The sequence below is a fragment of the Salinicola avicenniae genome (assembly GCF_023736115.1).
GTDB lineage: Bacteria > Pseudomonadota > Gammaproteobacteria > Pseudomonadales > Halomonadaceae > Salinicola > Salinicola avicenniae.
Genome location: NZ_JAKQZC010000001.1, coordinates 169,354 through 191,834 on the forward strand (window position 1 = coordinate 169,354; position 22,481 = coordinate 191,834).

The window sequence follows — 22,481 nt, forward strand, 5'->3', positions numbered from 1 at the left end:
AGAGCGACACGCTTAGATATCGAGATTGGCCACCAGCGCGAAGCGCTCGATGAAGTCGCGACGCGGCTCCACCTCGTCGCCCATCAGGGTATTGAACATCTGGTCTGCAGCGACCGCATCTTCGATCGAGACACGCAGCATGCGGCGCGAGCCCGGGTCCATGGTCGTTTCCCACAGCTGGTCCGGGTTCATTTCGCCCAGCCCCTTGTAGCGCTGGATGGAAAGCCCACGCTGCGCCTCGACCATCAGCCATTCGAGCGCATCGTAGAAGTTTTCGATCGGCTTCTGCCGCTCGCCTCGCGCGATATAGGCGCCCTCCTCGATCAGACCGTCCAGCGTTTCGCCGAGGCCGGCCAGCGCGCGATAGTCCGCGCTACGGAAGAAGTCGATACCCCAGACGTAGTCGGTGGTAACGCCATGCGCAGTCAGCGACACGCTTGGCAGCCACAGGCCGCGCTCGGTGTCCTCGTGCAGCTGGAAGGTATAGCGCGGGCCGCCCTCGTGAGCGATCAGCGAGTCCATCTCCTGCTGCAGCGACTCGATCCAGTTCTGCAGGGTGACACGATCGGCGAGACTCGATTCGTCGAGCTTGGCGGCGTGCACCATCTTGCGCAGCACGGCGTTCGGGTAGACCCGCGACAGACGGTCGATCCGCTTCATCACGTCGCGATACTGATTGACCAGCGTCTCGAGATGCTCGCCACTGATACCCGGCGCATCGGCATTGACGTAGAGACGCGCCCCATCCAGCGCGGTGGTGGTGAGGTAATCGGTCATCGCCTGCTCGTCTTTCAGGTACATCTCCTGCTTGCCGCGCTTGATCTTGTAGAGCGGCGGCTGGGCGATGAAGACGTGGCCACGTTCGATCAGCTCCGGCATCTGACGGAAGAAGAACGTCAGCAGCAGCGTGCGAATGTGCGAGCCGTCAACGTCGGCATCGGTCATGATGATGATCGAGTGATAGCGCAGCTTGTCCGGATTGAACTCCTCGCGCCCGATACCGCAACCCAGAGCGGTGATCAGGGTGCCGACCTCGGCCGAGGAAAGCATCTTGTCGAAGCGTGCCTTCTCGACGTTGAGGATCTTGCCTTTCAGCGGCAGGATCGCCTGGGTGCGGCGATCGCGACCCTGCTTGGCGCTGCCGCCGGCGGAATCACCCTCGACCAGGTAGAGTTCGGAAAGGCTCGGGTCCTTTTCCTGACAGTCGGCCAGCTTGCCCGGCAGGCCGGCGATATCCAGCGCGCCCTTGCGTCGGGTCATGTCGCGCGCCTTGCGCGCCGCCTCGCGGGCACGCGCGGCGTCGATCATCTTGCTGACGATCGACTTGGCCTCATTGGGGTGCTCGATCAGATACTCCGAGAACTGCCGGCTCAACTCCTGGTCGACGGCGGTCTTCACTTCGGAAGAGACCAGCTTGTCCTTGGTCTGGGAAGAGAACTTGGGATCCGGCACCTTGACCGAGATGATCGCGGTGAGACCTTCACGGGCATCGTCGCCGGACGTCGCCACCTTGGCCTTCTTCTGGATCTCTTCGGCCTCGATGTAGTGATTGAGGCTACGCGTCAGCGCGGCACGGAACCCTGCCATATGGGTGCCGCCATCACGCTGGGGAATGTTGTTGGTGTAGCAGTAGACGTTCTCGGCGAAGGTATCGTTCCACTGCATCGCCACCTCGACACCAATGCCATCCTCGCGCTGGGCCTCGAAATGGAAGACCGGGTTGAGCGCGGTACGGTTGGTGTTGAGATGGTTGACGAACGCCTTGAGGCCGCCTTCGTAGTGGAACAGCTCCTCCTTGGTATCGCGCTCGTCGATCAGACGGATCGCCACGCCGGAGTTGAGGAACGACAGCTCGCGCAGGCGCTTGGCCAGGATATCGTAGCTGAACTCGATGTTGGCGAAGGTTTCCGGTGACGGCCGGAAATGCACCCGAGTACCGCTCTGTTCGGTCTGCCCGACCACGGAGAGCGGCGACTGCGGCACGCCGTGGTGATAGATCTGCTCGTGTACCTCGCCAGCGCGCCAGATGGTCAGCTTGAGCTCTTCGGAGAGCGCATTGACCACCGAGACACCGACACCATGCAGACCACCGGAGACCTTGTAGGAGTTGTCGTCGAACTTACCGCCGGCGTGCAGCACCGTCATGATCACCTCGGCGGCGGACACGCCCTCCTCCGAGTGAATATCGGTCGGAATACCGCGGCCGTTGTCGCAGACGGTCACCGACTCGTCGGTGTGAATGATCACCTGGATCTCGCTGCAGTGGCCGGCCAGCGCTTCGTCGATGGAGTTATCGACGATCTCGAACACCATGTGGTGCAGCCCGGTACCGTCATCGGTATCGCCGATGTACATGCCGGGACGCTTGCGCACCGCGTCCAATCCTTTGAGGACCTTGATGCTCGATGAATCGTAGGCCTGTTCGCTCATTGCTCACTCCATGGTGAAATCATTCCGGGTGCAGCCGCCCGCCGGCGAGTTGCGATGCCGTGACATCCGTGCCCGGCTGCCAGACGTCGGCCAGCGCCTCGCGATCGACGCTGGTGATGAAGACCTGACAGCGGAGCTGCTCGAGCCACTGGCAGAAGATCTGCCGATGATGGCCGTCCAGCTCCGCCGGCAGATCGTCGATCAGATAGAGGCAGGTACGCCCGCTCAACTGTTCGAGCAATCGCCCCTGGGCCAGTTTCAACGCACTGACCACCAGCTTCTGCTGACCGCGCGACAATACCTCGACCGCCGGGTGACGGCCGACACGAATGCGCAGGTCGGCGCGCTGCGGCCCTTGCTGGGTAAAGCCCATCTGGCGATCGGTATCGCGACCGCTCTCGAAGACGTCGAGCAGCGCGCGTTGCCGATCCCAGCCACGTGAATAACGCAGGCGCAGATCGGGCAGCGGCAGCAGGGCCGACAGCGTCTCCTCGAACACCGGCAGAAAGCGGCGCATGTAGGCTTCGCGCAGGCCGTCCAGATGCTCGCTCCAGTGCGCCAGTTCACGCTCCCAGACGCGTATCGACGCGACGTCGATTCTATCATGTCTGAGCAGGGCATTCCGATGTTTCAGCGCGCGTCGCGCACGCTTCCAGGCATCGAGAAAATCGCGCTCGGCGTGGAACACACCCCAGTCGAGAAACTCCCGCCGAGCCGCCGGCGCGCCCTCGAGCAAGCGGAAAGCATCCGGGTTGATCAGCTGCAGCGGCAGCGCCTCGGCCAGCTGTGCCAGACGTTCGGCACGCTCACCGCCGATGCGCACCTCCAGCTCCTGGGTGTCGCGACGACGACGCACGCCGAGCGGCACCGGCGGATCGCCGGCAAGCCGCCCGTGAAGCGTCATCTCATCGCCCTCGTGAACGATCAGCGACTTGAGCTTCTGGGTACGAAAGGAGCGCGCCATGCCGAGCAGGTGAATTCCCTCCAGCAGCGACGTCTTGCCGCTGCCGTTGGCACCGCTGATCAGATTGATATGCGGCCCGGGCGCCATCTCGAACGCCTCGAGATTGCGCAGGCCACGGAAGCTCAGCCGATCAAGCGGCATGAAAAGCTTTTGATGCGAGAGACACGGATGCCATGGGAATGCTTGAACCCTGCATAGTTAGAGGAAGCTGGCGAGCGACGCTCAGGCAAGGCAAAAATCGGCGAACAAGCGCAGCTTATGGGTATAAGTGAGCAATGTTCGCCGATTATTAACACAGCATGAGCGAGCGCAGCCGCTTCAATGCACTCAAAGGCGCATTGGCATGACGACGTAACGGGCATCCCCGCCACCCGGCTCTTCCATCAGGGCCGAGCTGTTGGCATCCGACAGCGTCATCTGCATGCGATCGGCGTCGAGCACGTTGAGCACATCGATCAGGTAGCCGACGTTGAAGCCGATTTCGAGCGCATCGCCCGAGTACTCGATGCTGACGTTCTCCTCGGCCTCTTCCTGCTCCGGGTTGTTGGCCATCACCTTGAGGTTGTTCTCCTCGAGGTGCAGGCGGACGCCGCGATACTTCTCGTTGGAGAGAATCGCCGTGCGCGCCAGGTTCTGACGCAGCTCGCCACGCTCGGCGATGAACACCTTGTCACCGCCCTTGGGGATGACGCGGTCATAGTCGGGGAACTTGCCATCCACCAGCTTCGACGTGAAGGTGAACTCGCCGGTGTTGGCACGAATATGGTTGGCACCGAGCATCAGCTCCACCGGCTCGTCGCTGCCGTCGAGCAGGCGCGACAGCTCCAGCACGCCCTTGCGCGGCACGATCAACTTGCGCGGGTTTTCCAGCTCGATCTCGGCGCTGCGCTCGCAGACCGCGAGGCGGTGGCCGTCGGTGGCGACCGTGCGCACGAGATGGTTGGCCATTTCCAGCAGCATGCCATTCAGATAGTAGCGCACGTCCTGCTGGGCCATGGCGAACGAGGTCGCGTCGATCAGATACTTCAGCGTGCCGCGCGGCAGCGACAGCGTGGTGTCGTTCTGGCCGTCCTCGATGTTGGGGAACTCGGCCACCGGCAGCGTCGAGAGGGTGAAGCGCGAACGGCCGGCGCGCAGCACCACGCGGCCGTCCTCCAGCGAGAAGCTGATGTCGGACTGATCCGGCAGCGACTTGCAGATATCCATCAGCTTGCGCGCCGGCACCGTCACCGAGCCAGGCTCGTCGACCAGCGTCGGCGTCGCCCGCCCGATCAGTTCCACCTCGAGGTCGGTCCCCGTCAACGACAGCTGTTCGTTCTGCACCTCGATCAGCACATTGGAGAGCACCGGCAGCGTCTGGCGGCGCTCCACCACCCCGGCAACCAGAGTCAGCGGGCGCAGCAGGGCTTCGCGGGAGATGGAAAATTTCATTGGAGCTCCGTGGTTGAATTCAGTCCTGAAAGGGAATGGCGGTCGGCCAAGCAGAAAACGGCATGACGTACATTCTTGACCCGGCGGGCGTCGCTCGCAATCCCGGCTTGCATCGACCCCGCCATGCCCCGGCTCAGCTAGTGAGCAGGCGCATCAGATTCTTGTAGTCCTCGCGAATATCGGCACTCTCTTCCTGCAGCGCCACGACCTTGCGGCAGGCGTGCAGCACGGTGGTATGGTCGCGACCACCAAAGGCGTCGCCGATTTCCGGCAGACTGTGGTTGGTCAGTTCCTTGGCCAACGCCATGGCAACCTGGCGCGGCCGTGCCACCGAACGCGAGCGGCGCTTGGAGAGCAGATCGGCGAGCTTGATCTTGTAGTATTCCGCGACCGTGCGCTGGATATTCTCGATGCCGACCTGCTTGTCCTGCAGCGCCAGCAGATCCTTGAGCGATTCACGAATGAAATCCTGGGTGATCGGCTTGCCCATGAAGTGGGAGTCCGCAATCACCTTCTTCAGTGCCCCTTCCAGCTCGCGCACGTTGGAGCGAATCTTCTGCGCGATGAAGAACGCCGCATCGTGCGGAAGGTCGACCTTGGCCTGATCGGCCTTCTTCATCAGGATCGCCACGCGTGTCTCGAGCTCCGGCGGCTCGATCGCCACCGTCAGGCCCCAACCGAAGCGCGACTTGAGGCGCTCCTCGACACCGCTGATCTCCTTGGGGTAGCGGTCGGAGGTGAGGATCATCTGCTGGCCACCCTCGAGCAGCGCATTGAAGGTATGAAAGAACTCCTCCTGCGAACGCTCCTTGCCGGCGAAGAACTGGATATCATCGATCAGCAGGGCGTCGACACTACGATAGAAACGCTTGAAGTCGTTGATCGCGTTGAGCTGCAGCGCCTTGACCATGTCAGCGACGAAACGCTCGGAATGCAGATAGACCACCTTGGCGTTGTCGCGCAGGCCGGCCAGATGATTGCCGACCGCGTGCATCAGGTGGGTCTTACCCAGCCCGACGCCGCCGTAGAGAAAGAGCGGATTGTAGGCCCCGCCGGGATTCTCGGAGACCTGCCGCGAAGCCGCGCGCGCAAGCTGGTTCGACTTACCCTCGACGAAAGTCTCGAAGGTGAAGTTGGGATTCAGACCGCTCTGGTGCTTGAGGCTGCCCTCGACCTGCACCTGGCGCTCGCCGCCGCTACCACGACGTACGCCCTCCTCGCGACTCTGGTCCTGTTCGCGCGCCTCGACGGCCTCGTCGTTGCGCGGCGGCGTCTGCACAGTCGGTGCGGCAGGTCGCTGTGGCGCCGGCGCGGAGACCGGCGCCCCCAGATCGCGGGGAGACATTGCCGCCGCACGTCGACTTCCCACGGTCAGTCTGACCTTAGGCGGCTTGCTGCTGGAGGCGACTTCGCGCAGCAGTTCGTTGATGCGCTTCAGGTACTTGTCACTGACCCAGTCACGCACGAACCGATTGGGCGCCAACAGACACAGTTCGTCCGTCTCGCCATCCTCCGCCTGCAGTGGGCGGATCCAGGTGTTGAACTGCTGCGAGCTCAACTCGTCCTGCAGCGAATTGAGACATTGTTGCCAGAGAGCGACCGACACACGACCTCACGCAATATTCGAGAGATGAAAGAGAAACGGCTGCACATTGTAGCGTCGGCCGCCCAGGTTATCCACACGAGGTCTCGACACCATCATGCTGTGGATAAACGGTCGACAAGCCGTGCAGAAGATCGGGATAGCCTCGATAACATTCGATCTCAGCGTGCACCAGGCCAGTGCCGTTCGCCCACGTAAAACCCAGCCTTTGCACCACTATTCCGCATCTTCCCCACAAGCTGAAAAACCCAACAACTCATTGAAATAGAAAATAAAAATGACTTATTAACAATTATTATCCCCATCGTTAGTCACATGGTAGGCGAGACAGATGCCACGGCCTCGCCAAAGTGACCGGAAGGGTTTTTCCCGGCTTGCCGACATCGGCCAGCCACCGAGACCGAGAAGACGTCGCGATACCTCGAGTGTCGAATGGCGACAGCGGGCGGCGTTTCGCACACAACGGGGTGTGGATAATTCACGGAAAAATTGCACACGACCCGCGGATTCACTAGAATTCCCGCTCTTGAGCCGAGTGAGCCCGGAAACCCTGTGCGTGTCGGGCATACCGTTTCGAACCTATTTCCTAAGCTATTTCAATAGCTTGAACACCCAACTAATCAGGAAGCAGCAGCCATGAAACGTACTTTCCAGCCGAGCGTTCTGAAGCGCAAGCGCAACCACGGTTTCCGCGCCCGCATGGCGACCAAGAACGGCCGTCAGGTCATCAACCGTCGTCGTGCCAAGGGCCGCAAGCGCCTCAGCGCCTGATCGGACTTCGGGTGTCCGATCTGAGTTTCCCCCGGCAGCTGCGGTTGCTGAATGCCGGGGACTACAAGCACGTTTTCGACCACGCGCCCTATAAGGTTCACGGTAAAGGCATGCTGGCACTGGCACGCCCCAACACCTTGGGCCATCCGCGGATCGGGTTGATCTTCAGCAAGAAGAACGTGCGTCGCGCCGTCGATCGCAATCGTCTCAAGCGCCTCGTGCGCGAATCCATTCGCCATCAACAGCATCGTTTACCGGCAGTGGATATCGTGCTCCTCGCCCGTCGTGGCGTGCACGAGCTGGACAATGCCAGCGTCTCGCGTCAGCTGAACGGCATGTGGCGAAGGCTGGAGAAGTCCGCACGTCAGACGCGACACGATCCGACGTCGTCGAGCTGATCGGATGTCCCGCGCCGTAGGCCGGGGAGCACCGGCGACCGTCGCCGGTCGACCGCCAACGCCCGGCGCCCACCGACTCACTCCCTATACCGGGCAGACCCCTTTATGGATTTGAAACGACTCCTCTTCGTGATTCCACTGGCCGTGCTGGCCTATCTGCTGATCATGCAGTGGAATCAGGACTACGGTCAGAACGTCGTGAACAACCCGGCGCCGGAAGTCGCCGCCTCCTCCTCGGGTAGCAACGACAGTGACGACGGCAATGCCCTTTCCGCACCGACGACCCGCAGCGACGCTGCCGGGCCGGTCGAGGACGGCATGCCGGCCGGCGCCGAACCGGCTCAGGACAGCAACCTGATCCGGGTCCAGAGCGACGTCCTCGATCTGCGCATCAACCCGAATGGCGGCGACATCGTCTACGCCGCGCTCTTCGGCCACGACCAGGCACTCGACTCCGATACCCCCTTCGTGCTGCTCAGCGACAACAATGTGCGCAGTTACGTGGCCAAATCGGGACTGCAGATCGATGGTCACTCCGGTCGCCTCAACTTCCAGGCCGAGCAACAAAGCTATTCGCTGGGTGACAATCAGGACAGCCTGAACGTTGACCTGCACGGCAGCGTCAACGGTGTCGATGTCATCAAACGCTTTGTCATCGATCGCGACAGCTATGCGGTCAAGGTCGAATATCGGCTCGACAACGAAAGCCAGCAGCCCGTCACAGCCCGCTTCATCGGCCAGCTCGCGCGCGACCAGAGCGACGACCCGACCAACGGTTCCGGCGTGGGCATGCACTCCTTCCTGGGGGCCGCCTTCTCCTCACCGGACGAGCACTACGGCAAGGTCGACTTCGAAGACATCCGCAACGGCGATTTCCAGAATCGCGACGTGAAGGGCGGCTGGGTCGCGATAATCCAGCACTACTTCACCTCCGCCTGGGTGCCCAACGCCGACCAGCAGAACCTCTACTACGGTAACGTCGACAACCGTGACCGCACCGTGGCGGCTTTCGCCGGCCCCAACCAGACGATCGAGCCGGGTCAGCAGCAGACTCTGGCGGCCACGCTCTACGTGGGCCCGAAGGTGCAGTCGCGCCTCGAGGCCGTGGCGCCGAACCTCGAACTGACCGTCGATTTCGGCTGGCTGTGGTTCCTCGCCAACCCGCTGTTCTGGCTGCTGGAGAAGATCCACAGCATCGTCGGCAACTGGGGCTGGTCGATCGTTCTGTTGACCGTCTGTGTCAAGATCGTGCTCTTCCCGCTCGCCGCCAAGGCCTACAAGTCCATGGCGCGCATGCGCAAGATGGGCCCGGAGATGCAGCGGCTCAAGGAGCAGTACGGCAGCGATCGTCAGAAGATGTCGCAGGAGATGATGAAGTTCTACCAGAAGGAGAAGATCAATCCTCTGGGAGGCTGTCTGCCGATGGTGATCCAGATGCCGGTGTTCATCGCGCTCTACTGGATGCTGATGGAATCGGTGGAACTGCGTCATGCGCCGTTCATCCTGTGGATCCAGGATCTGTCGGCCAAGGACCCGTTCTTCATCCTGCCGATCATCATGGGCGCCACGATGTTCCTGCAGCAGCTTTTGAACCCGACGCCGCCGGACCCGATGCAGGCGAAGATCATGAAGATGCTGCCGGTGGTCTTCACCTTCTTCTTCCTGTGGTTCCCGGCCGGTCTGGTGATCTACTGGATCGTGAACAACTCGATCTCGATACTGCAGCAGTGGTTCATCACCAAGAAGGTGCTCAACGACGATGCCAGCGGCGGCAAGGCCGTGAAAGCCAAGAGCTGATCGTCTGCCCCGCGAGCCCTCCCGGACCCCCGCCCAGTGCGGGGGTTCGGCGTTTCGAGGCTGGCGTTTCCCGCACCGGCCTCGGACAATGCCCCGCAACGCCCGCCTCGTCATCGATTCCCGGAGACACTCATGAACGCGTCCTCCTCTCCCGCCAACGCATCGCCGCCGACCAGCGCGCTGTATCGCCAGGACACCATCGCCGCTCTCGCCACACCGCCGGGGCGCGGGGGCGTCGGTATCGTCCGGGTGTCCGGCGTCGCGGCCGCCACGCTGGCGGCCAGTATCCTCGGCTACACGCCGACACCGCGCCATGCCCACTACGGTGCGTTTCACGGCGACAGCGGCCTGATAGACGAAGGCATCGCGCTCTACTTCCCCGGGCCGCACTCCTTTACCGGCGAGGACGTGCTCGAACTTCAGGGCCACGGCGGCCCGGTGCTGATGGACATGCTACTGGAACGCTGCGTACAGCTCGGGGCCCGGCTCGCCCGCCCCGGCGAGTTCTCGGAGCGCGCCTTCCTCAACGACAAGCTCGACCTGGCTCAGGCCGAGGCGATCGCCGACCTGATCGATGCGAGCTCCCGCGCGGCCGCGGAGAATGCCCTGCGCTCGCTGCAGGGGGAATTCTCCACCCGCGTCTCGCAGCTGGTCAGCGAACTGATCGAACTGCGCCTCTACGTCGAGGCGGCGATCGACTTCCCCGAGGAGGAGATCGACTTTCTCGCCGACGGCGTGGTGGCGGACAAGCTGGCAGCGCTATGCGCAACCCTCGCCGGCGTTCGTGCCAGCGCCAACCAGGGCGCGCTCATGCGCGAAGGCATGAGCGTGGTGATCGCCGGGCGCCCCAATGCCGGTAAGTCAAGCCTGCTCAACCGTCTGACCGAGCGCGACAGCGCCATCGTTACCGAGATCGAAGGCACCACTCGCGATGTCCTCCGCGAGTACATCCATATCGATGGCATGCCGCTTCACGTGATCGACACCGCCGGACTACGCGATACACCGGATGCAGTGGAGAAGATCGGCGTCCAGCGAGCGTGGGCGGAGATCGAGAAGGCGGATCGCGTACTGCTGCTGGTCGATGGTCGCGACAGTGATGCCACCGATCCCCGCGCTATCTGGCCGGAGTTCGTCGAGCGCCTGCCCCATCCGGAGCGGTTGACGCTGGTGCGCAACAAGATCGACGAAAGCGGCGAAGGGGATCATGCCGATCTATCCACAACCCCGCCGGTCGTGCGCTTGTCGGCCCAGACCGGAGCGGGTGTGGATAACCTCAAGACGCACCTGAAAACGGTGATGGGGTTCGACGCGACCACCGAAGGGCGCTTTTCCGCCCGCCGCCGCCATCTCGATGCGCTCGACCGTGCCGCCCACGCGCTCGCCAACGGCACGGCACAGCTCGAAGGTGCCGCCGCCGGCGAACTGCTGGCCGAGGATCTGCGCGACGCCCAGCATGCGCTCAACGAGATCACCGGCGAATTCACCGCCGACGATCTGCTCGGCGAGATCTTCGGCAGCTTCTGTATCGGTAAGTGAAGCGGTCGAAGTGGAGTCGGCGCGTGCACCAGCGGCACACTAGGGCAGCGCCAACGGGGTAGGGTTGACCCTGGCCGGCGCCGACAACTCGCCGATCCGCGTCGCGATGCGCGCGACGGCATCTCGGGTGGCGTCGTCGAAGGTCGCGAAATTCAGCCGCAGGCAGTGGCGATACTTGCCTGTCGCCGAGAACATCACGCCGGGCGCGATACGAATGCCTTCCGCCATCAAGCGCGCATTGAGCGCGACGGTATCGACCTCGGTATCGCACTCCAGCCACAGCAGGAAGCCGCCGGCCGGATAGCTGACCCGCGTCGAGGCAGGAAACGCCTCGGCGATCAGATCGAGCATGGCGTTACGATTTCTCTGATACTGCGCCCGCATCCGCCGCAGGTGCGGCTCGAAGTGGCCCTCGCGAATAAACTCGGCCACGGCCATCTGGCCCTGGGTCGCTGTCGACCCCGTGCCCACGTATTTCATGTGCAGCGCACGCTCGAGATAGCGCCCCGGCGCCATCCAGCCCAACCGCAATCCCGGCGCCAGAGTCTTGGAGAATGAGCTGCAGAGCAGCACGCGGCCATCCTCGTCGAACGACTTGATGGTGACAGGTCGCGGAAATCCGTAGGCGAGGTCACCGTAGACATCGTCCTCGATGATCGCCACGTCGAAGCGCTGAGCCAGCGCATAGAGAGCCCGTTTGCGCTCGACCGACAGCGTGTAGCCCAGCGGGTTGTTGCAGGTGGGGGTGAGCTGGATCGCGCGGATCGGCCACTGCTCAAGGGCCAGTTCCAATGCTTCCAGGCTGATCCCGTTCTGCGGGTCGGTAGGGATCTCCATCGCCTTCATGCCGTAGGCGCGAATCGACTGCAGCGCGCCGTAGAAACTCGGCGAATCCACGGCAATGATGCCGCCGGGTTCGCAGACCGCACGCATGGCGATCGAAATCGCTTCGTGGCACCCGGTAGTCACGATCAGTTCATCGGGATGCAGTCGGCAGCCATGCCCCACCGCCAGCCGGGCGATCTGCTCTCGCAGCTCCGGCCGGCCATGCAACGTATCGTAATTGAGACCGATCAGATCCTGACGCCGGCTGACCCGCGAGAGCGAACGCATCAGCGGCTTGAGCGTCGGGGTATCGATATCCGGCATACCGCGCCCCAGATGCCGCAAATCGCTGTCGGGAAGCATGCAGGTGCCCTCGCGCACCTGCTCCCACTGGGAGACCTCCACCGGCCGCTGGGCGGTACGTCCTACCGGTGGCAGTACCGGCCTTTCCCGCTGCGGCGCGACGAAGTAGCCGGACTTGGGCCGGGCCTCGATCAACTGGGCATCCTCGAGCAGGTGATAGGCGTGCTGTACGGTGGAGAGACTGACGCCATGGGCGCGCGCCAGCTCGCGCACCGAAGGCAGCCGGTCACGCGGCCGGTAGTAGCCCCCCTCAATGCGCTCGCGCAGCTCCTCGGCCAATCGCTCGTAGCGGTGCATGCCCCTCTCCCTCGACGACGTCTCTCATTATTGTGTATGCCTGCCCTCGCCAACGCGCGATACACCTTCAGCGGAAAACGGCCATACAGATGGCTTCAAAGGCTGTCTGTATCTCCATAATAGGTGTTTCCTACCTCTGTATGGTATCTCGCCGCCTGCCTAAGCTGGACGCTTCCTGTCACGCTCGGGAGCGACCGCCATGCGTTTCACACCTCTTTCTCTGATCGTCAGCACGCTCGATATGTTGGATGGTATCGTCTGGGGCGGGGACGCCCACGCGCAAAGGCCATTGCGCCGCTTCGCCCCTCGCGCGGGACAGCGCTGGCGAACGCGCCGACAGCTGTCGACCCTGGACGAGCGCCAGTTGAAGGATATCGGGCTGCTGCCGAGTCAGGCCTATCGGGAAAGTCATCGTCCCTTCTGGCGCTGACCGCATGGATACTGCTAACCAACGGAAGACGGAGTGAAGAAAAGAGGCAACATGAGCGAATCCTTACTGACCGGTAAATGCCCATGTGGTGGGCGAGCTTTCCGCTACGTGCTGCTGGATGTCTTTACCGACACACCGTTCGCCGGCAATCCGCTGGCGGTCTTCCCCCAAGCCGCGGGGCTGGAGGACGAGGAGATGGCCCGCATCGCCCGGGAGCTCAACTTGTCGGAGACGGTCTTCATCGTCTCGCACCACCCCAGCCGTGCCAGACTACGCATCTTCACCCCGGGCGGCGAGATTCCGTTCGCAGGCCATCCCACCATCGGCACCGCCTGGCTGATTCGAGCCCTCGGCTGGCAGGCAAACGACGACCCGCTGACGCTGGAGGAAGCCGTGGGCGATATTCCGATCACATTCGACGACGACAGCGTCGGCTTCACGACAGCGCAGCCACTCGAGGTGTGTGAATCTTCGCTCACTCGGAAGACAGCATCACAAGTGCTGGATCTGCCTCTCGAAGCTATCGCTACGGCGCCGGTTCGAGCCTCTTGTGGCATGCCCTTTCATCTCATCGCGCTGCGTGACCTCGACGCCCTCGCCCATGCCCGAGTCAACACGGCGGCGCTTGAGACCTACCTGGCCGAACCTGCCGAGCGCGATCTCTATCTCTACGTCGAACTGCCCGAAAGGGCGCTGAGAACTCGCCTGTTCGCGCCCGCCATGGGCATCCCGGAGGACCCCGCAACCGGCAGTGCAGCCGCGCCACTGATCGGCTATCTCGCCACGCGCGCCAGCAGCGACGCGGTGCAGGAATGGACGATCCATCAAGGCGTCGAGATGGGACGGCCGAGCCGAATCCGCGGTCGCGTCGATCCAGCAGGCATGGCAGCCCCCTCGATTACCATTACCGGTCAGGCCGTCGCGGTCGGCGAAGGCACGCTCTACCTCTAATCCCGACGATCTGTCGGTTCGAGCTGAAGCCAGGCAGCCATCGCCTGGCTTCAGCCTTGTCCCTACCGCCGAGCAGCTTAGCCCACGCCTGCTATGCTGACAGGACGCACCAGGAGGGTGCGTCAAAGCAATAAACCAGGATATGGTTTTTGTTTCCCATTGATAATATGATCTTATAAATAAGGGCTTTTCACGCTAGAACGGCCAGCTCGGCACGCTTACTGCATGGATAGGTTTAAGCGATAGCAAGGAGAGAGCCATGTGGTCGTTGCTGCGACCCATTCGCGCCCTGCTGGGCAGCGTCGCACTGCTGCTGCTCGGCAACGGCCTGATCAATACCCTGTTGACCTTGCGCGGTGCTGACGAAGGATTTTCCACCAGCCTGATCGGCATCATCATGTCCGGCTACTTCGTCGGTTTCATCTGCGGCACCTGGATCAGTGGCCGCCTGATACGCCGCATGGGGCATATCCGGACCTTCGCCTTCTGTGCGGCGCTGTGCGCCTCTTCCGCCCTGCTGCACCTGATCTTCATCGACCCCTGGGTGTGGCTGGCGCTGCGCGTGCTCTACGGCCTCTCCTTCATCACGCTGATGACGGTCATCGAAAGCTGGCTCAACAGCCAGGCGGCCAGCCACCAGCGCGGGCGCGTCTTCGCGATCTACATGGTGGTCAATCTCGGCTCACTGGCCATCGCCCAGCAGATTCTGCGCCTCGACACGCCGGGCGGCTTTCTACTGTTCGCGCTGATCGCGATCCTGATCTGCTGGGCGCTGCTGCCGATTACCATGACCCGCCGTGCCCAACCGGTAATCGCCGAGCGCCCCAAGAGCAGCCTCAAGGCACTACTCGGCTTCGCGCCGCTGGCAGTGGCCGCTTCAGCGATGTCGGGCCTTGCCATGGGCGCGTTCTGGACGCTGACGCCGGTCTATGCACGCAATGTCGGCTTCGACGTGGCGGGTGTCGGCGTCGTGATGAGCTGCGCCATTCTCGGCGGCGCGCTGTTGCAGATTCCCATCGGTCGTTTCTCCGACAAGCACGACCGCCCGCGCGTGATGACCTACGTGGTCATTCTGGCTGCACTGGCCGCCGCCGCGATGCCGTTTGCGCCGGGTCAGAACTCACTGCTGGCACTCTATTTTTTATGGGGGGGGCTGGCGTTTTCGATCTACCCGATCGCGGTCGCGCAGCTGATCGACCAGCTGCACCCCGAGGAGATCGTTGCCGGTTCCGCCGACATGCTGGTGGTTCAGGGCGCCGGCAGCGCAGTGGCACCGATCCTGGGCGGGGCCATCATGCACGTCGCCGGCGACCAGGGCCTGCCGCTCTATATCGCCGCAACGCTCGCACTGCTGGCGATCTACGCGATCTATCGCCGGCGTCATGTGTCGGTGCTGGTCAGTGGCGACACCGCCCACTTCGAACCCATGACGCCTACCAGTAGCCAGGCACTGGAAATGATGTACGACGACGTGCAGAAGGATCTGTTCGCCGACCCCAGCTTCTACGAAGAGCACGAACGCCAGCGCATCGTCGAAATGGCCGGCAAGGTGTGACGCTTCGCGACGCACGTTCGCGCAGGGAAATCGTCCCGATCCAACGATCGGGCAGGAGGAGAAACAATGTTACTTGCAACCGATCTCGACGGTACCTTTCTCGGCGGCGATCCCGAGGACCGACTGAGTCTCTATCAGACGATCGCCGCCCACCCGGACATCCAGCTGGCCTATGTCAGCGGCCGCAGCCTCGAGGCGATCCTGCCGTTGCTGTCGGACCCGACACTTCCGCAGCCGGATTTCATCGTCGCCGACGTCGGCGCTAGCTTCTATCACGGCGACAGCCTGCAGCCGATCCAGCCACTGCAGAACGATATCGATGCCCGCTGGCCGGGCGAGTCGCGCATCGCCAGCGCCATGGAGCGCTTTCCCGATGTGGTGCGCCAGGACGAGCCCCAGTTGCGCCGCTGCTCCTACTACTGTCCGCCGGAGCGCGCCAACGATGCGGCCCTGGCAGGCCTGGCCGAGGAGCTGGACTGCGAGATGCTCTACTCCGCCGGCCGCTACCTCGACTTCCTGCCCAAGGGCGTCAACAAGGGCGCCAGCCTGCGCAAGCTGGTCGAGTGGCTCGGGCTGGACAGCGAAGAGGTACTGGTCGCGGGCGATACCATGAACGACCTCGCCATGCTCACCGAAGGCTTCAAGTCAGTCTGTGTCGGCGGTGCCGAGCCGGCACTGTTGGAGCAGACACAAGGCCAGACGCGCGTCATGCATGCCACGGCCGAGGGCTGTGCGGGCATTATCGAGGCTTTCGCCCACTTCGGTTTCCTCGGCGCCCACGGTGTGGCTGCCGAGAACCGACGCGACGAGACCCAGACCGGCAAGGCCGAGCTGGTCATGGTCTATCACCGCCTGCCCTACGAGGAGTTTCGGGTCGACGGCAAGATCCAGCGTCGCCGGCCGACCTCGCCCAACGGCATTATTCCGACGCTGTTGAGTTTCTTCGCCGACCAGCGCGGCTCCTGGATCGCCTGGTCGATTCACGAAGAGGACGACGAAGAGCCCTTCGAGACCCATACCAGCGTCGATGCCAAGCAGTATCCGCTGCTGACGGCCGCTCGCGTGCCGCTGACCAAGTTCCAGGTCGATACCTTCTACAAGCGCTTCTCCAAGGAGGCATTCTGGCCCACGCTGCATACCTTCTGGGAGCGGGCCGTGTTCCGCGAGGAGGACTGGGAGGTCTACTGCGAGGTCAACCGGGCCTTCGCCGAACGCACCGCCAAGGAAGCCGCCGAGGGCGCGCTGATCTGGATTCACGACTACAACCTGTGGATGGTGCCCGCCTACCTGCGCGAGATGCGCCCGGACCTGCGCATCGCCTTCTTCCACCACACCTACTTCCCGTCGGCGGATGTGTTCAACGTGCTGCCGTGGCGGCGCCAGATCATCGGTAGCCTGCTGCAGTGCGACTACGTCGGCTTCCACATCCCGCGACAGGTGGAAAACTTCGTCGACGTCGCCCGCGGCGTCGTGCCGCTGACCACGCTGGCCCAGCAGAGCTGCGCACCGCGTTTCCTCACCTACGGCTGCGCCGTGGGTCTCGAGAGCATGACGACAGCGGTCGATACCGGCACGCGTATCGTGCGCATGGGCGCGCATCCGGTGGGGCTGGATCTCAACCGCATCAGGAACGCACTGGCCCAGGAAGGCGCGGAAGCACGCATGGCCGAGCTGCGTGAGGAGTTCTCCGGGGTCAAGCTGATTCTCTCGGTGGAGCGTCTTGACTACACCAAGGGCATCCTAGAAAAACTGCAGGCCTACGAGCTGCTGCTCGATGAGAACCCGGAGCTGCGCGGCAAGGTCACGCTGGTCAGCATCTGCGTGCCAGCGGCGCGCGAGATGACCATCTACAACGAGCTCCAGACCCAGATCGAGCAGACCATCGGGCATATCAACGGCCGCTTCGCCGACGTCGGCTGGACGCCGGTACAGTTCTACTTCCGCGGCTTCCCCTTCGAGGAAGTGGTCGCCTGGTACGCGATGGCGGACGTGATGTGGATCACGCCACTACGCGATGGCCTGAACCTGGTCGCCAAGGAATTTGCCGCGACCCAGGGCATGACGCAGGGCTGCGGCGTGCTGGTCCTGTCGGAGTTCACCGGGGCCGCCGCCGAGCTGAAAGGGGCGATCCTGACTAATCCGCACGACCTCCACGATCTGGCCAGAACCTGCTATCTGGGGCTCAATCTGCCGCGCGCCGAAGCCGAGGCACGATTGCGCCAGCTCAACGATATCGTCAGCTACAACGATATTCGCCGCTGGGGTGACGAGTTCATCGACGCGATTCGCGGCGAGGCGACGGACACAAGCGAGAGTGCGGTCGATCCCCGCCCGCGTCTGGCCTAACCATCAGCGGCTGATGGCTCCACCTGTCTTCACGGTTCGCCGGTCCACCACTCGCCGTGGTGGCTGGCGTGCTCGCCCAGCAGCGGTGCCACCCGTGCCAGCGCCGTGGTTAGCGCATCATCGAACTGCCACGGCGGGTTGAGCAACAGCAGACCGCTGCCATACATGCCGCGCTCGGCCTCCGGGCGGCGCACCTGAAGTTCGCTACGCCACAGCTTGGGGATACCGGCCTCGCGGATCTGCTCCAGCATCGCCTGGTGACGCCCGGCCGGCAGCAGCGGATACCAGATCAGCACCACAGCATGGCGCACCTTGCGCACTACCTGCGCCAGCGTCGCGGCCACCTCTTCGTACTCCGCCTTGCGCTCGTAGCTGGGATCGATCAGTACGCAAAGCCGCGGCGTCGAGACCGGCAGCAGCTTGACCAGACCACCGAGGCCATCCGCCTGACGCCGCTGAACGCGGCCGTCGGCGGCCAGCGCCTGGTCGGCCAGATGCCGGTGCTCACCCGGATGCAGCTCGAACAGGGTCAGCCGATCCTGAGTCCGCAGCTGCGACCCCAGCCACCACGGTGAACCGGGATAGCAGCTCAACTCCGGCCCCGTCTGCTGTGTCGCCAGCGCCGCCAGCCAGTCGCCGACGAGCGGGCTCGCAGCCAGCGCACGCCGCCGCTGCCAGAGTGGCTCGACACCCGTCCGATACTCGCCCAGGCGCTGTGTCTCGGCGGCGGTCAGTGGATAGCGGCCACGTCCGGCATGGGTATCGACAAAGCTGATCGCCGACGACTTGTGCATCAACGCCTGGACGAGGGCGTGAAGCGCGAGATGCTTGTGAACATCGGCGAAATTGCCGGCGTGATAGGCGTGCTGGTAGGCAAGCATGGAAGCCTCTCGAGCAGAGAAAACGGGCGCGACCTAAAGGTCGCGCCCGGGCAGGATCGGTGCTGATGCGCCGACGTTCAGGATTGCTGAGTTGGCGTCAGCGTGATCTCGACGCGGCGGTTCTGGGCGCGCCCCGCTTCGGAATCGTTGCTCGCTATCGGGCGGCTCTCGCCGTAACCGGTCGCGCTGATGCGACTGGACTCCACACCACCCTGTTCGAGATAGGTGGCGACGGCACTCGCGCGACGTTCGGAGAGCGACTGATTGTAACTCTCCGCGCCCGTGCTGTCGGTGAAGCCGGCCACGTTGATGCGTGTTTCCGGATAGGAACGCAGCACCGCGTTGACGTCGTTCAGCGCCTGCCGTGCCGGCGTCTGAAGCTCGCTGGAGTCGACACCGAAGGTGACATTGTTCGGCATGTTGAGAATCAGGTTGTTGCCGTTACGCTCGACATCGATACCCGTGCCGCCCAGACGGTCGCGCAACTCCTTCTCCTGGGAATCCATGTAGGCACCGACCCCACCACCGATCGCCGCACCGGCGGCGGCACCGATCAGCGCGCGATCCCGACGGCTGCTGCTGCCGTCACCGCTCAGGGCGCCGGCGACGGCACCGGCCGCCGCACCGATACCCGCACCCCACCCGGTCTTGTTGCTGCTATCCTGCGGGGCATTCTGCTGATAGGGGTCGTTGGAGGCGCACCCGGTCGCGCCGATAGCCACGGCGAGCGGAACGGCCAACCAGACAGTCTTGATCATCTTCATGCTTCAAAGGCTCCTTGCTTGCATTGCGTCGCACCTGCCGGTCGCGGCAGGACCCAAGCGACGATTCCATCCCTGCTCACGGCCACGCGATCACTCATCGGCCTCATCGAACAGCGCGAGCAGGTCGTTCAAGAATAACAATCCCCGCGGGGTGGCCTGCAGTCGCTGCGAGAAATCCGCCAGCAATCCCTGTTCCTGCGCACGCTGCAGATAGGGCTTCAATACCGACAGCGGCCGACCAGTATGATTTTCCCAGGTCTCGCACGCCACGCCATCGACCAGGCGTAGCGCGTTCATCATGAACTCGAGCGGCAATGATGCGGCTTCGATCGCCTGCGAGCCGGCCACGAAGCCACGGGGATCCTGGCGCCGACGCAGATAGGCCTCGGGCTGGCGCGCTTTCCAGCGCCGTTCGATCTGCAATGTCCCGGAGGCGTCGCGCCAAGACAGCTTGCCGTGGGCTCCCGCACCGATGCCGAGATAGTCTCCGAAATGCCAGTAGTTCAGGTTATGGCGAGCGCGTTGACCCGCCCTGGCATAGGCAGAGATCTCGTAGCGCGCGAAGCCGGCCGCCTCGAGGCGCGCATGGCCCGCGTCCTGGATATCCCACAATTGTTCCTCGTCGGGCAGCACGGGGGGCTGCGAGAAGAAAGCCGTGTTTGGCTCCAGCGTCAGCTGGTACCAGGAGAGATGCGTCGGCGCCAACGCCAACGCCTGATCGATATCCTCCAGCGCATGGGTGAGCGTCTGTCCAGGCAGGCCATGCATCAGGTCCAGATTGAGATTGTCGAACCCGGCGGCGCGCGCCCTGGCGACCGCCGTGACCGCCTCGTCACCGCTGTGAATGCGTCCCAGGGCTTCGAGCTGCTCGCGGCGAAAACTCTGCACACCCAGCGACAGCCGATTGATACCGGCCTCGCGATAGCCTTCGAAACGCGCCTGTTCGACCGTGCCCGGATTGGCTTCCAGCGTGATCTCGATATCCGCGGCAAAGGTCAGGCGTTCGCGCAGCCCGGTGAACAGTTGCCGATAGGCCGCCGGCGAGAACAGGCTCGGTGTGCCGCCGCCGATGAAGATACTGACGATCTCTCGCCCCGCCACCGCCGGCAGATCGGCGTCGAGGTCCGCCAACAACGCCTCGACGTAGGCCGCTTCGGGCAGTTCGGCACCCCGGCCGATACCGTGAGAGTTGAAATCGCAGTAAGGACACTTGCGCACGCACCACGGCACGTGGAGGTAGAGCGCCAGCGGTGGCAAGACAGTCATCCCTTGAGCTGCTCCATCAGTTGCTGAAGCGCGCGACCGCGATGGCTCAATCGGTTCTTCTCTTCCGCGCTCAGCTCGCCGGCGCTCATGCCACATTCCGGCACCCAGAACAGGGGATCGTAGCCAAAGCCGCCTTCGCCACGGGGGTGAGCCAGAATATCGCCGCGCCAGTCGCACTGGACGATCAGCGGAACCGGATCGTCAGCATGGCGCAAATAGACGAGGACACACCAATAGCGAGCGCGCCGCTCACCTTCCGGCACATCACGGAGCGCCTCCAGCAGCTTGGCATTGTTGGCCGTATCGCTCTTGGGCTCTCCCGCATAGCGCGCCGAGTAGATGCCGGGTGCCCCGCCGAGCGCATCCACGGCCAATCCGGAATCGTCCGCCAACGCCGGCAATCCACTGGCACGCGAAGCGGCGCGCGCCTTGATCAAGGCATTCTCGACAAAGGTGAGCCCGGTTTCCTCGACATCGTCGACACCGAACGCCGACTGCGGCTGGACCCGATACCCGAGCGTACCAAGAAGTTGCTGAAATTCGGACAATTTTCCAGCATTGCCGCTGGCAACAACCAAGGTTTCGCTGCTTGCTTGCATGAGAATTCCTGCCAAAAACAACTATTCTACGAGTCACGAAGGGGCGGGTATAGACAACCTCGAGGCGATAGATGAATCCGCCGCTACCGACGGGGATGAATTAGCTAATCGGTTTGCCTGCCCACCGGCTTCATCGACAAAGCCCCGCACGGGTGCTTTTTCTAAAGACAAAAACAGCGTTTTCTAATCCAGTTTTGTTTAAAACCATACAAACCACTGAATTTATTTGGTATTTTAATTTCTTAACAGAAAATTATTTGTCTCTACTGTGTCACTTTTCGAAAACTTTACCGGGGCATATTTACAAGACGAAGGTTTTATTAACACTATGGAGACCCGGTTATCACCGGTTGGCGGGAAGCCATTCAGCCCAGGATCACAACGAATAATGTAAAAGACTAATTAAAATCCTTCGAAGGGATCAGACCATGAACACCGAAAATACCGATATTGTGCTTGTTACTGATTGTAACTCGCAGTCCGTGCTCTTCCTGGACTATATCCATCAGAAGACCGGCTGCCGAGTGTCGGCACTCAACCCGCAGGATCGCTATCAGATCCCCGACGGCAGACAGGTGCTGGTGCTGCTGGATGGCGATCACGTTCAGGAAAAGGATCTGCTGGCCTGGAACACGCGCTCCGAGGAGAACGGTGACATCATCCTCTCGGCTTTCAACGTGCGCGATAACAAGCAGGTCATGGAACTGCTGATCGGCATCCATCTGCGTGGCGTCTTCTACCGCCAGGACAACCTGGAGCTGATCTGCAAGGGCATCGTCAAGCTGCTGGACGGCGAGCTATGGATCTCGCGCCCGCTCTCCGCGATGCTGATCGACTTCTACCGTCGCCAGCAGGTCAATACCTACCGGCCAGTGTGCGGCCTGACCCGGCGCGAGCTGGAGATCGTCACGCTACTGGTTTCGGGTGCCAGCAACACCGAGATTGCGGAAAAGCTGTTCGTCAGCGAACACACGGTGAAGTCTCACCTGTACAACCTGTTCCGCAAGATCAACGTGCACAACCGTATCCAGGCCACCAACTGGGCGCGGCAGAATCTCGGCACCATTCCGGTCATGGCGTCTCGCTACGCCAACGGCCGACGCTGAAATCCCCACCGAGGCACTCGAGAATGGCAACACGACAACCCTGGTGACCGTCGACGTCCATCAGCGCCGAACATCGGCCCGGCTTTCCGCCATCCGTCGCCAGCTTGCTGGCCTTCCCGGTCGATGACGCCCAGCGTCATCGACCGGTGTCGTTTGCCAATCTTT

General features: G+C 62.8%; 18 protein-coding genes. 9 read left to right on the plus strand and 9 right to left on the minus strand.

Features of this window, described 5'->3' with window-relative positions; translation table 11 throughout:
* Positions 1–12: 12 nt before the first annotated feature.
* The 4 genes from gyrB to dnaA form a co-directional block, all read right to left on the minus strand.
* Positions 13–2,430 (minus strand): DNA topoisomerase (ATP-hydrolyzing) subunit B, encoded by a 2,418-nt coding sequence (gene gyrB / locus MC381_RS00755; RefSeq protein ID WP_251975808.1) that lies wholly within the window; start codon positions 2,428–2,430, stop codon positions 13–15.
* A 19-nt stretch (positions 2,431–2,449) separates the two neighbouring features.
* Positions 2,450–3,535 (minus strand): DNA replication/repair protein RecF, encoded by a 1,086-nt coding sequence (recF, locus tag MC381_RS00760; protein ID WP_251975809.1) that lies wholly within the window; start codon positions 3,533–3,535, stop codon positions 2,450–2,452.
* A 186-nt stretch (positions 3,536–3,721) separates the two neighbouring features.
* On the minus strand, positions 3,722–4,825 hold the full coding sequence (gene dnaN / locus MC381_RS00765) for a DNA polymerase III subunit beta (protein WP_251975810.1): 1,104 nt from the start codon (positions 4,823–4,825) through the stop codon (positions 3,722–3,724).
* 133 nt (positions 4,826–4,958) lie between these two features.
* Entirely contained in the window at positions 4,959–6,431 is a 1,473-nt protein-coding gene (gene dnaA, locus MC381_RS00770) for a chromosomal replication initiator protein DnaA (protein WP_251975811.1), read from the minus strand.
* 633 nt (positions 6,432–7,064) lie between these two features.
* Between dnaA and rpmH the strand changes: the two genes are divergently transcribed.
* From rpmH to mnmE, 4 genes are all read left to right on the plus strand, one after another.
* Positions 7,065–7,199: a 50S ribosomal protein L34 gene (gene rpmH / locus MC381_RS00775; protein ID WP_251975812.1), complete on the plus strand. Its 135-nt coding sequence runs from the start codon at positions 7,065–7,067 to the stop codon at positions 7,197–7,199.
* 11 nt (positions 7,200–7,210) lie between these two features.
* Positions 7,211–7,597, plus strand: coding sequence for a ribonuclease P protein component (rnpA, locus tag MC381_RS00780; RefSeq protein WP_251975813.1), 387 nt, complete (start codon positions 7,211–7,213; stop codon positions 7,595–7,597).
* A gap of 105 nt (positions 7,598–7,702) precedes the next feature.
* Positions 7,703–9,394 carry a membrane protein insertase YidC gene (gene yidC / locus MC381_RS00785; RefSeq protein ID WP_251975814.1) on the plus strand — a complete coding sequence of 564 codons (1,692 nt, stop codon included), beginning with the start codon at positions 7,703–7,705 and terminating at the stop codon, positions 9,392–9,394.
* Between the two features lie 132 nt (positions 9,395–9,526).
* Complete coding sequence (gene mnmE, locus MC381_RS00790; RefSeq protein ID WP_251975815.1) at positions 9,527–10,933, plus strand: tRNA uridine-5-carboxymethylaminomethyl(34) synthesis GTPase MnmE; 1,407 nt, start codon at positions 9,527–9,529, stop codon at positions 10,931–10,933.
* Between the two features lie 39 nt (positions 10,934–10,972).
* Here mnmE and MC381_RS00795 read toward each other — a convergent pair whose 3' ends face one another.
* Positions 10,973–12,418 carry an aminotransferase-like domain-containing protein gene (locus MC381_RS00795; RefSeq protein ID WP_251975816.1) on the minus strand — a complete coding sequence of 482 codons (1,446 nt, stop codon included), beginning with the start codon at positions 12,416–12,418 and terminating at the stop codon, positions 10,973–10,975.
* 199 nt (positions 12,419–12,617) lie between these two features.
* Here MC381_RS00795 and MC381_RS00800 point away from each other — a divergent pair, with 199 nt between their 5' ends.
* The 4 genes from MC381_RS00800 to ggpS all read left to right on the plus strand — a co-directional run bounded on the left by MC381_RS00800 (position 12,618) and on the right by ggpS (position 17,700).
* On the plus strand, positions 12,618–12,848 hold the full coding sequence (locus tag MC381_RS00800) for a DUF1127 domain-containing protein (RefSeq protein ID WP_251975817.1): 231 nt from the start codon (positions 12,618–12,620) through the stop codon (positions 12,846–12,848).
* Positions 12,849–12,899: 51 nt separating this feature from the next.
* A complete protein-coding gene (locus MC381_RS00805) occupies positions 12,900–13,799 on the plus strand; it encodes a PhzF family protein (RefSeq protein ID WP_251975818.1) in 900 nt (299 codons plus the stop codon).
* A 259-nt stretch (positions 13,800–14,058) separates the two neighbouring features.
* On the plus strand, positions 14,059–15,354 hold the full coding sequence (locus MC381_RS00810) for an MFS transporter (RefSeq protein WP_251975819.1): 1,296 nt from the start codon (positions 14,059–14,061) through the stop codon (positions 15,352–15,354).
* 66 nt (positions 15,355–15,420) lie between these two features.
* On the plus strand, positions 15,421–17,700 hold the full coding sequence (gene ggpS, locus MC381_RS00815; protein WP_251975820.1) for a glucosylglycerol-phosphate synthase: 2,280 nt from the start codon (positions 15,421–15,423) through the stop codon (positions 17,698–17,700).
* 29 nt (positions 17,701–17,729) lie between these two features.
* On the opposite strand, the gene MC381_RS00820 is transcribed toward ggpS, so the two are convergent.
* The 4 genes from MC381_RS00820 to rdgB form a co-directional block, all read right to left on the minus strand.
* Entirely contained in the window at positions 17,730–18,581 is an 852-nt protein-coding gene (locus MC381_RS00820) for a 23S rRNA (adenine(2030)-N(6))-methyltransferase RlmJ (RefSeq protein ID WP_251975821.1), read from the minus strand.
* 77 nt (positions 18,582–18,658) lie between these two features.
* Entirely contained in the window at positions 18,659–19,339 is a 681-nt protein-coding gene (locus MC381_RS00825; protein WP_251976355.1) for a YiaD family glycine zipper/OmpA-like lipoprotein, read from the minus strand.
* Between the two features lie 96 nt (positions 19,340–19,435).
* Positions 19,436–20,611, minus strand: a complete 1,176-nt coding sequence (hemW, locus tag MC381_RS00830) for a radical SAM family heme chaperone HemW (protein ID WP_251975822.1) — start codon at positions 20,609–20,611, stop codon at positions 19,436–19,438.
* Positions 20,608–21,210, minus strand: a complete 603-nt coding sequence (gene rdgB, locus MC381_RS00835; RefSeq protein ID WP_251975823.1) for an RdgB/HAM1 family non-canonical purine NTP pyrophosphatase — start codon at positions 21,208–21,210, stop codon at positions 20,608–20,610. Before rdgB ends, hemW begins: the two co-directional genes overlap by 4 nt.
* A gap of 428 nt (positions 21,211–21,638) precedes the next feature.
* Between rdgB and MC381_RS00840 the strand changes: the two genes are divergently transcribed.
* A complete protein-coding gene (locus MC381_RS00840) occupies positions 21,639–22,316 on the plus strand; it encodes a LuxR C-terminal-related transcriptional regulator (protein ID WP_251975824.1) in 678 nt (225 codons plus the stop codon).
* Positions 22,317–22,481: the final 165 nt, after the last annotated feature.

Coding starts and splice junctions, on each gene's coding strand:
- gyrB (WP_251975808.1), bottom strand. CDS start 2,430: ATGAGCGAACAGGCCTACGATTCATCGAGCATCAAGGTCCTCAAAGGA.
- recF (WP_251975809.1), bottom strand. CDS start 3,535: ATGCCGCTTGATCGGCTGAGCTTCCGTGGCCTGCGCAATCTCGAGGCG.
- dnaN (WP_251975810.1), bottom strand. CDS start 4,825: ATGAAATTTTCCATCTCCCGCGAAGCCCTGCTGCGCCCGCTGACTCTG.
- rpmH (WP_251975812.1), top strand. CDS start 7,065: ATGAAACGTACTTTCCAGCCGAGCGTTCTGAAGCGCAAGCGCAACCAC.
- yidC (WP_251975814.1), top strand. CDS start 7,703: ATGGATTTGAAACGACTCCTCTTCGTGATTCCACTGGCCGTGCTGGCC.
- mnmE (WP_251975815.1), top strand. CDS start 9,527: ATGAACGCGTCCTCCTCTCCCGCCAACGCATCGCCGCCGACCAGCGCG.
- MC381_RS00795 (WP_251975816.1), bottom strand. CDS start 12,418: ATGCACCGCTACGAGCGATTGGCCGAGGAGCTGCGCGAGCGCATTGAG.
- MC381_RS00800 (WP_251975817.1), top strand. CDS start 12,618: ATGCGTTTCACACCTCTTTCTCTGATCGTCAGCACGCTCGATATGTTG.
- MC381_RS00805 (WP_251975818.1), top strand. CDS start 12,900: ATGAGCGAATCCTTACTGACCGGTAAATGCCCATGTGGTGGGCGAGCT.
- MC381_RS00810 (WP_251975819.1), top strand. CDS start 14,059: ATGTGGTCGTTGCTGCGACCCATTCGCGCCCTGCTGGGCAGCGTCGCA.
- ggpS (WP_251975820.1), top strand. CDS start 15,421: ATGTTACTTGCAACCGATCTCGACGGTACCTTTCTCGGCGGCGATCCC.
- MC381_RS00820 (WP_251975821.1), bottom strand. CDS start 18,581: ATGCTTGCCTACCAGCACGCCTATCACGCCGGCAATTTCGCCGATGTT.
- MC381_RS00825 (WP_251976355.1), bottom strand. CDS start 19,339: ATGATCAAGACTGTCTGGTTGGCCGTTCCGCTCGCCGTGGCTATCGGC.
- hemW (WP_251975822.1), bottom strand. CDS start 20,611: ATGACTGTCTTGCCACCGCTGGCGCTCTACCTCCACGTGCCGTGGTGC.
- rdgB (WP_251975823.1), bottom strand. CDS start 21,210: ATGCAAGCAAGCAGCGAAACCTTGGTTGTTGCCAGCGGCAATGCTGGA.
- MC381_RS00840 (WP_251975824.1), top strand. CDS start 21,639: ATGAACACCGAAAATACCGATATTGTGCTTGTTACTGATTGTAACTCG.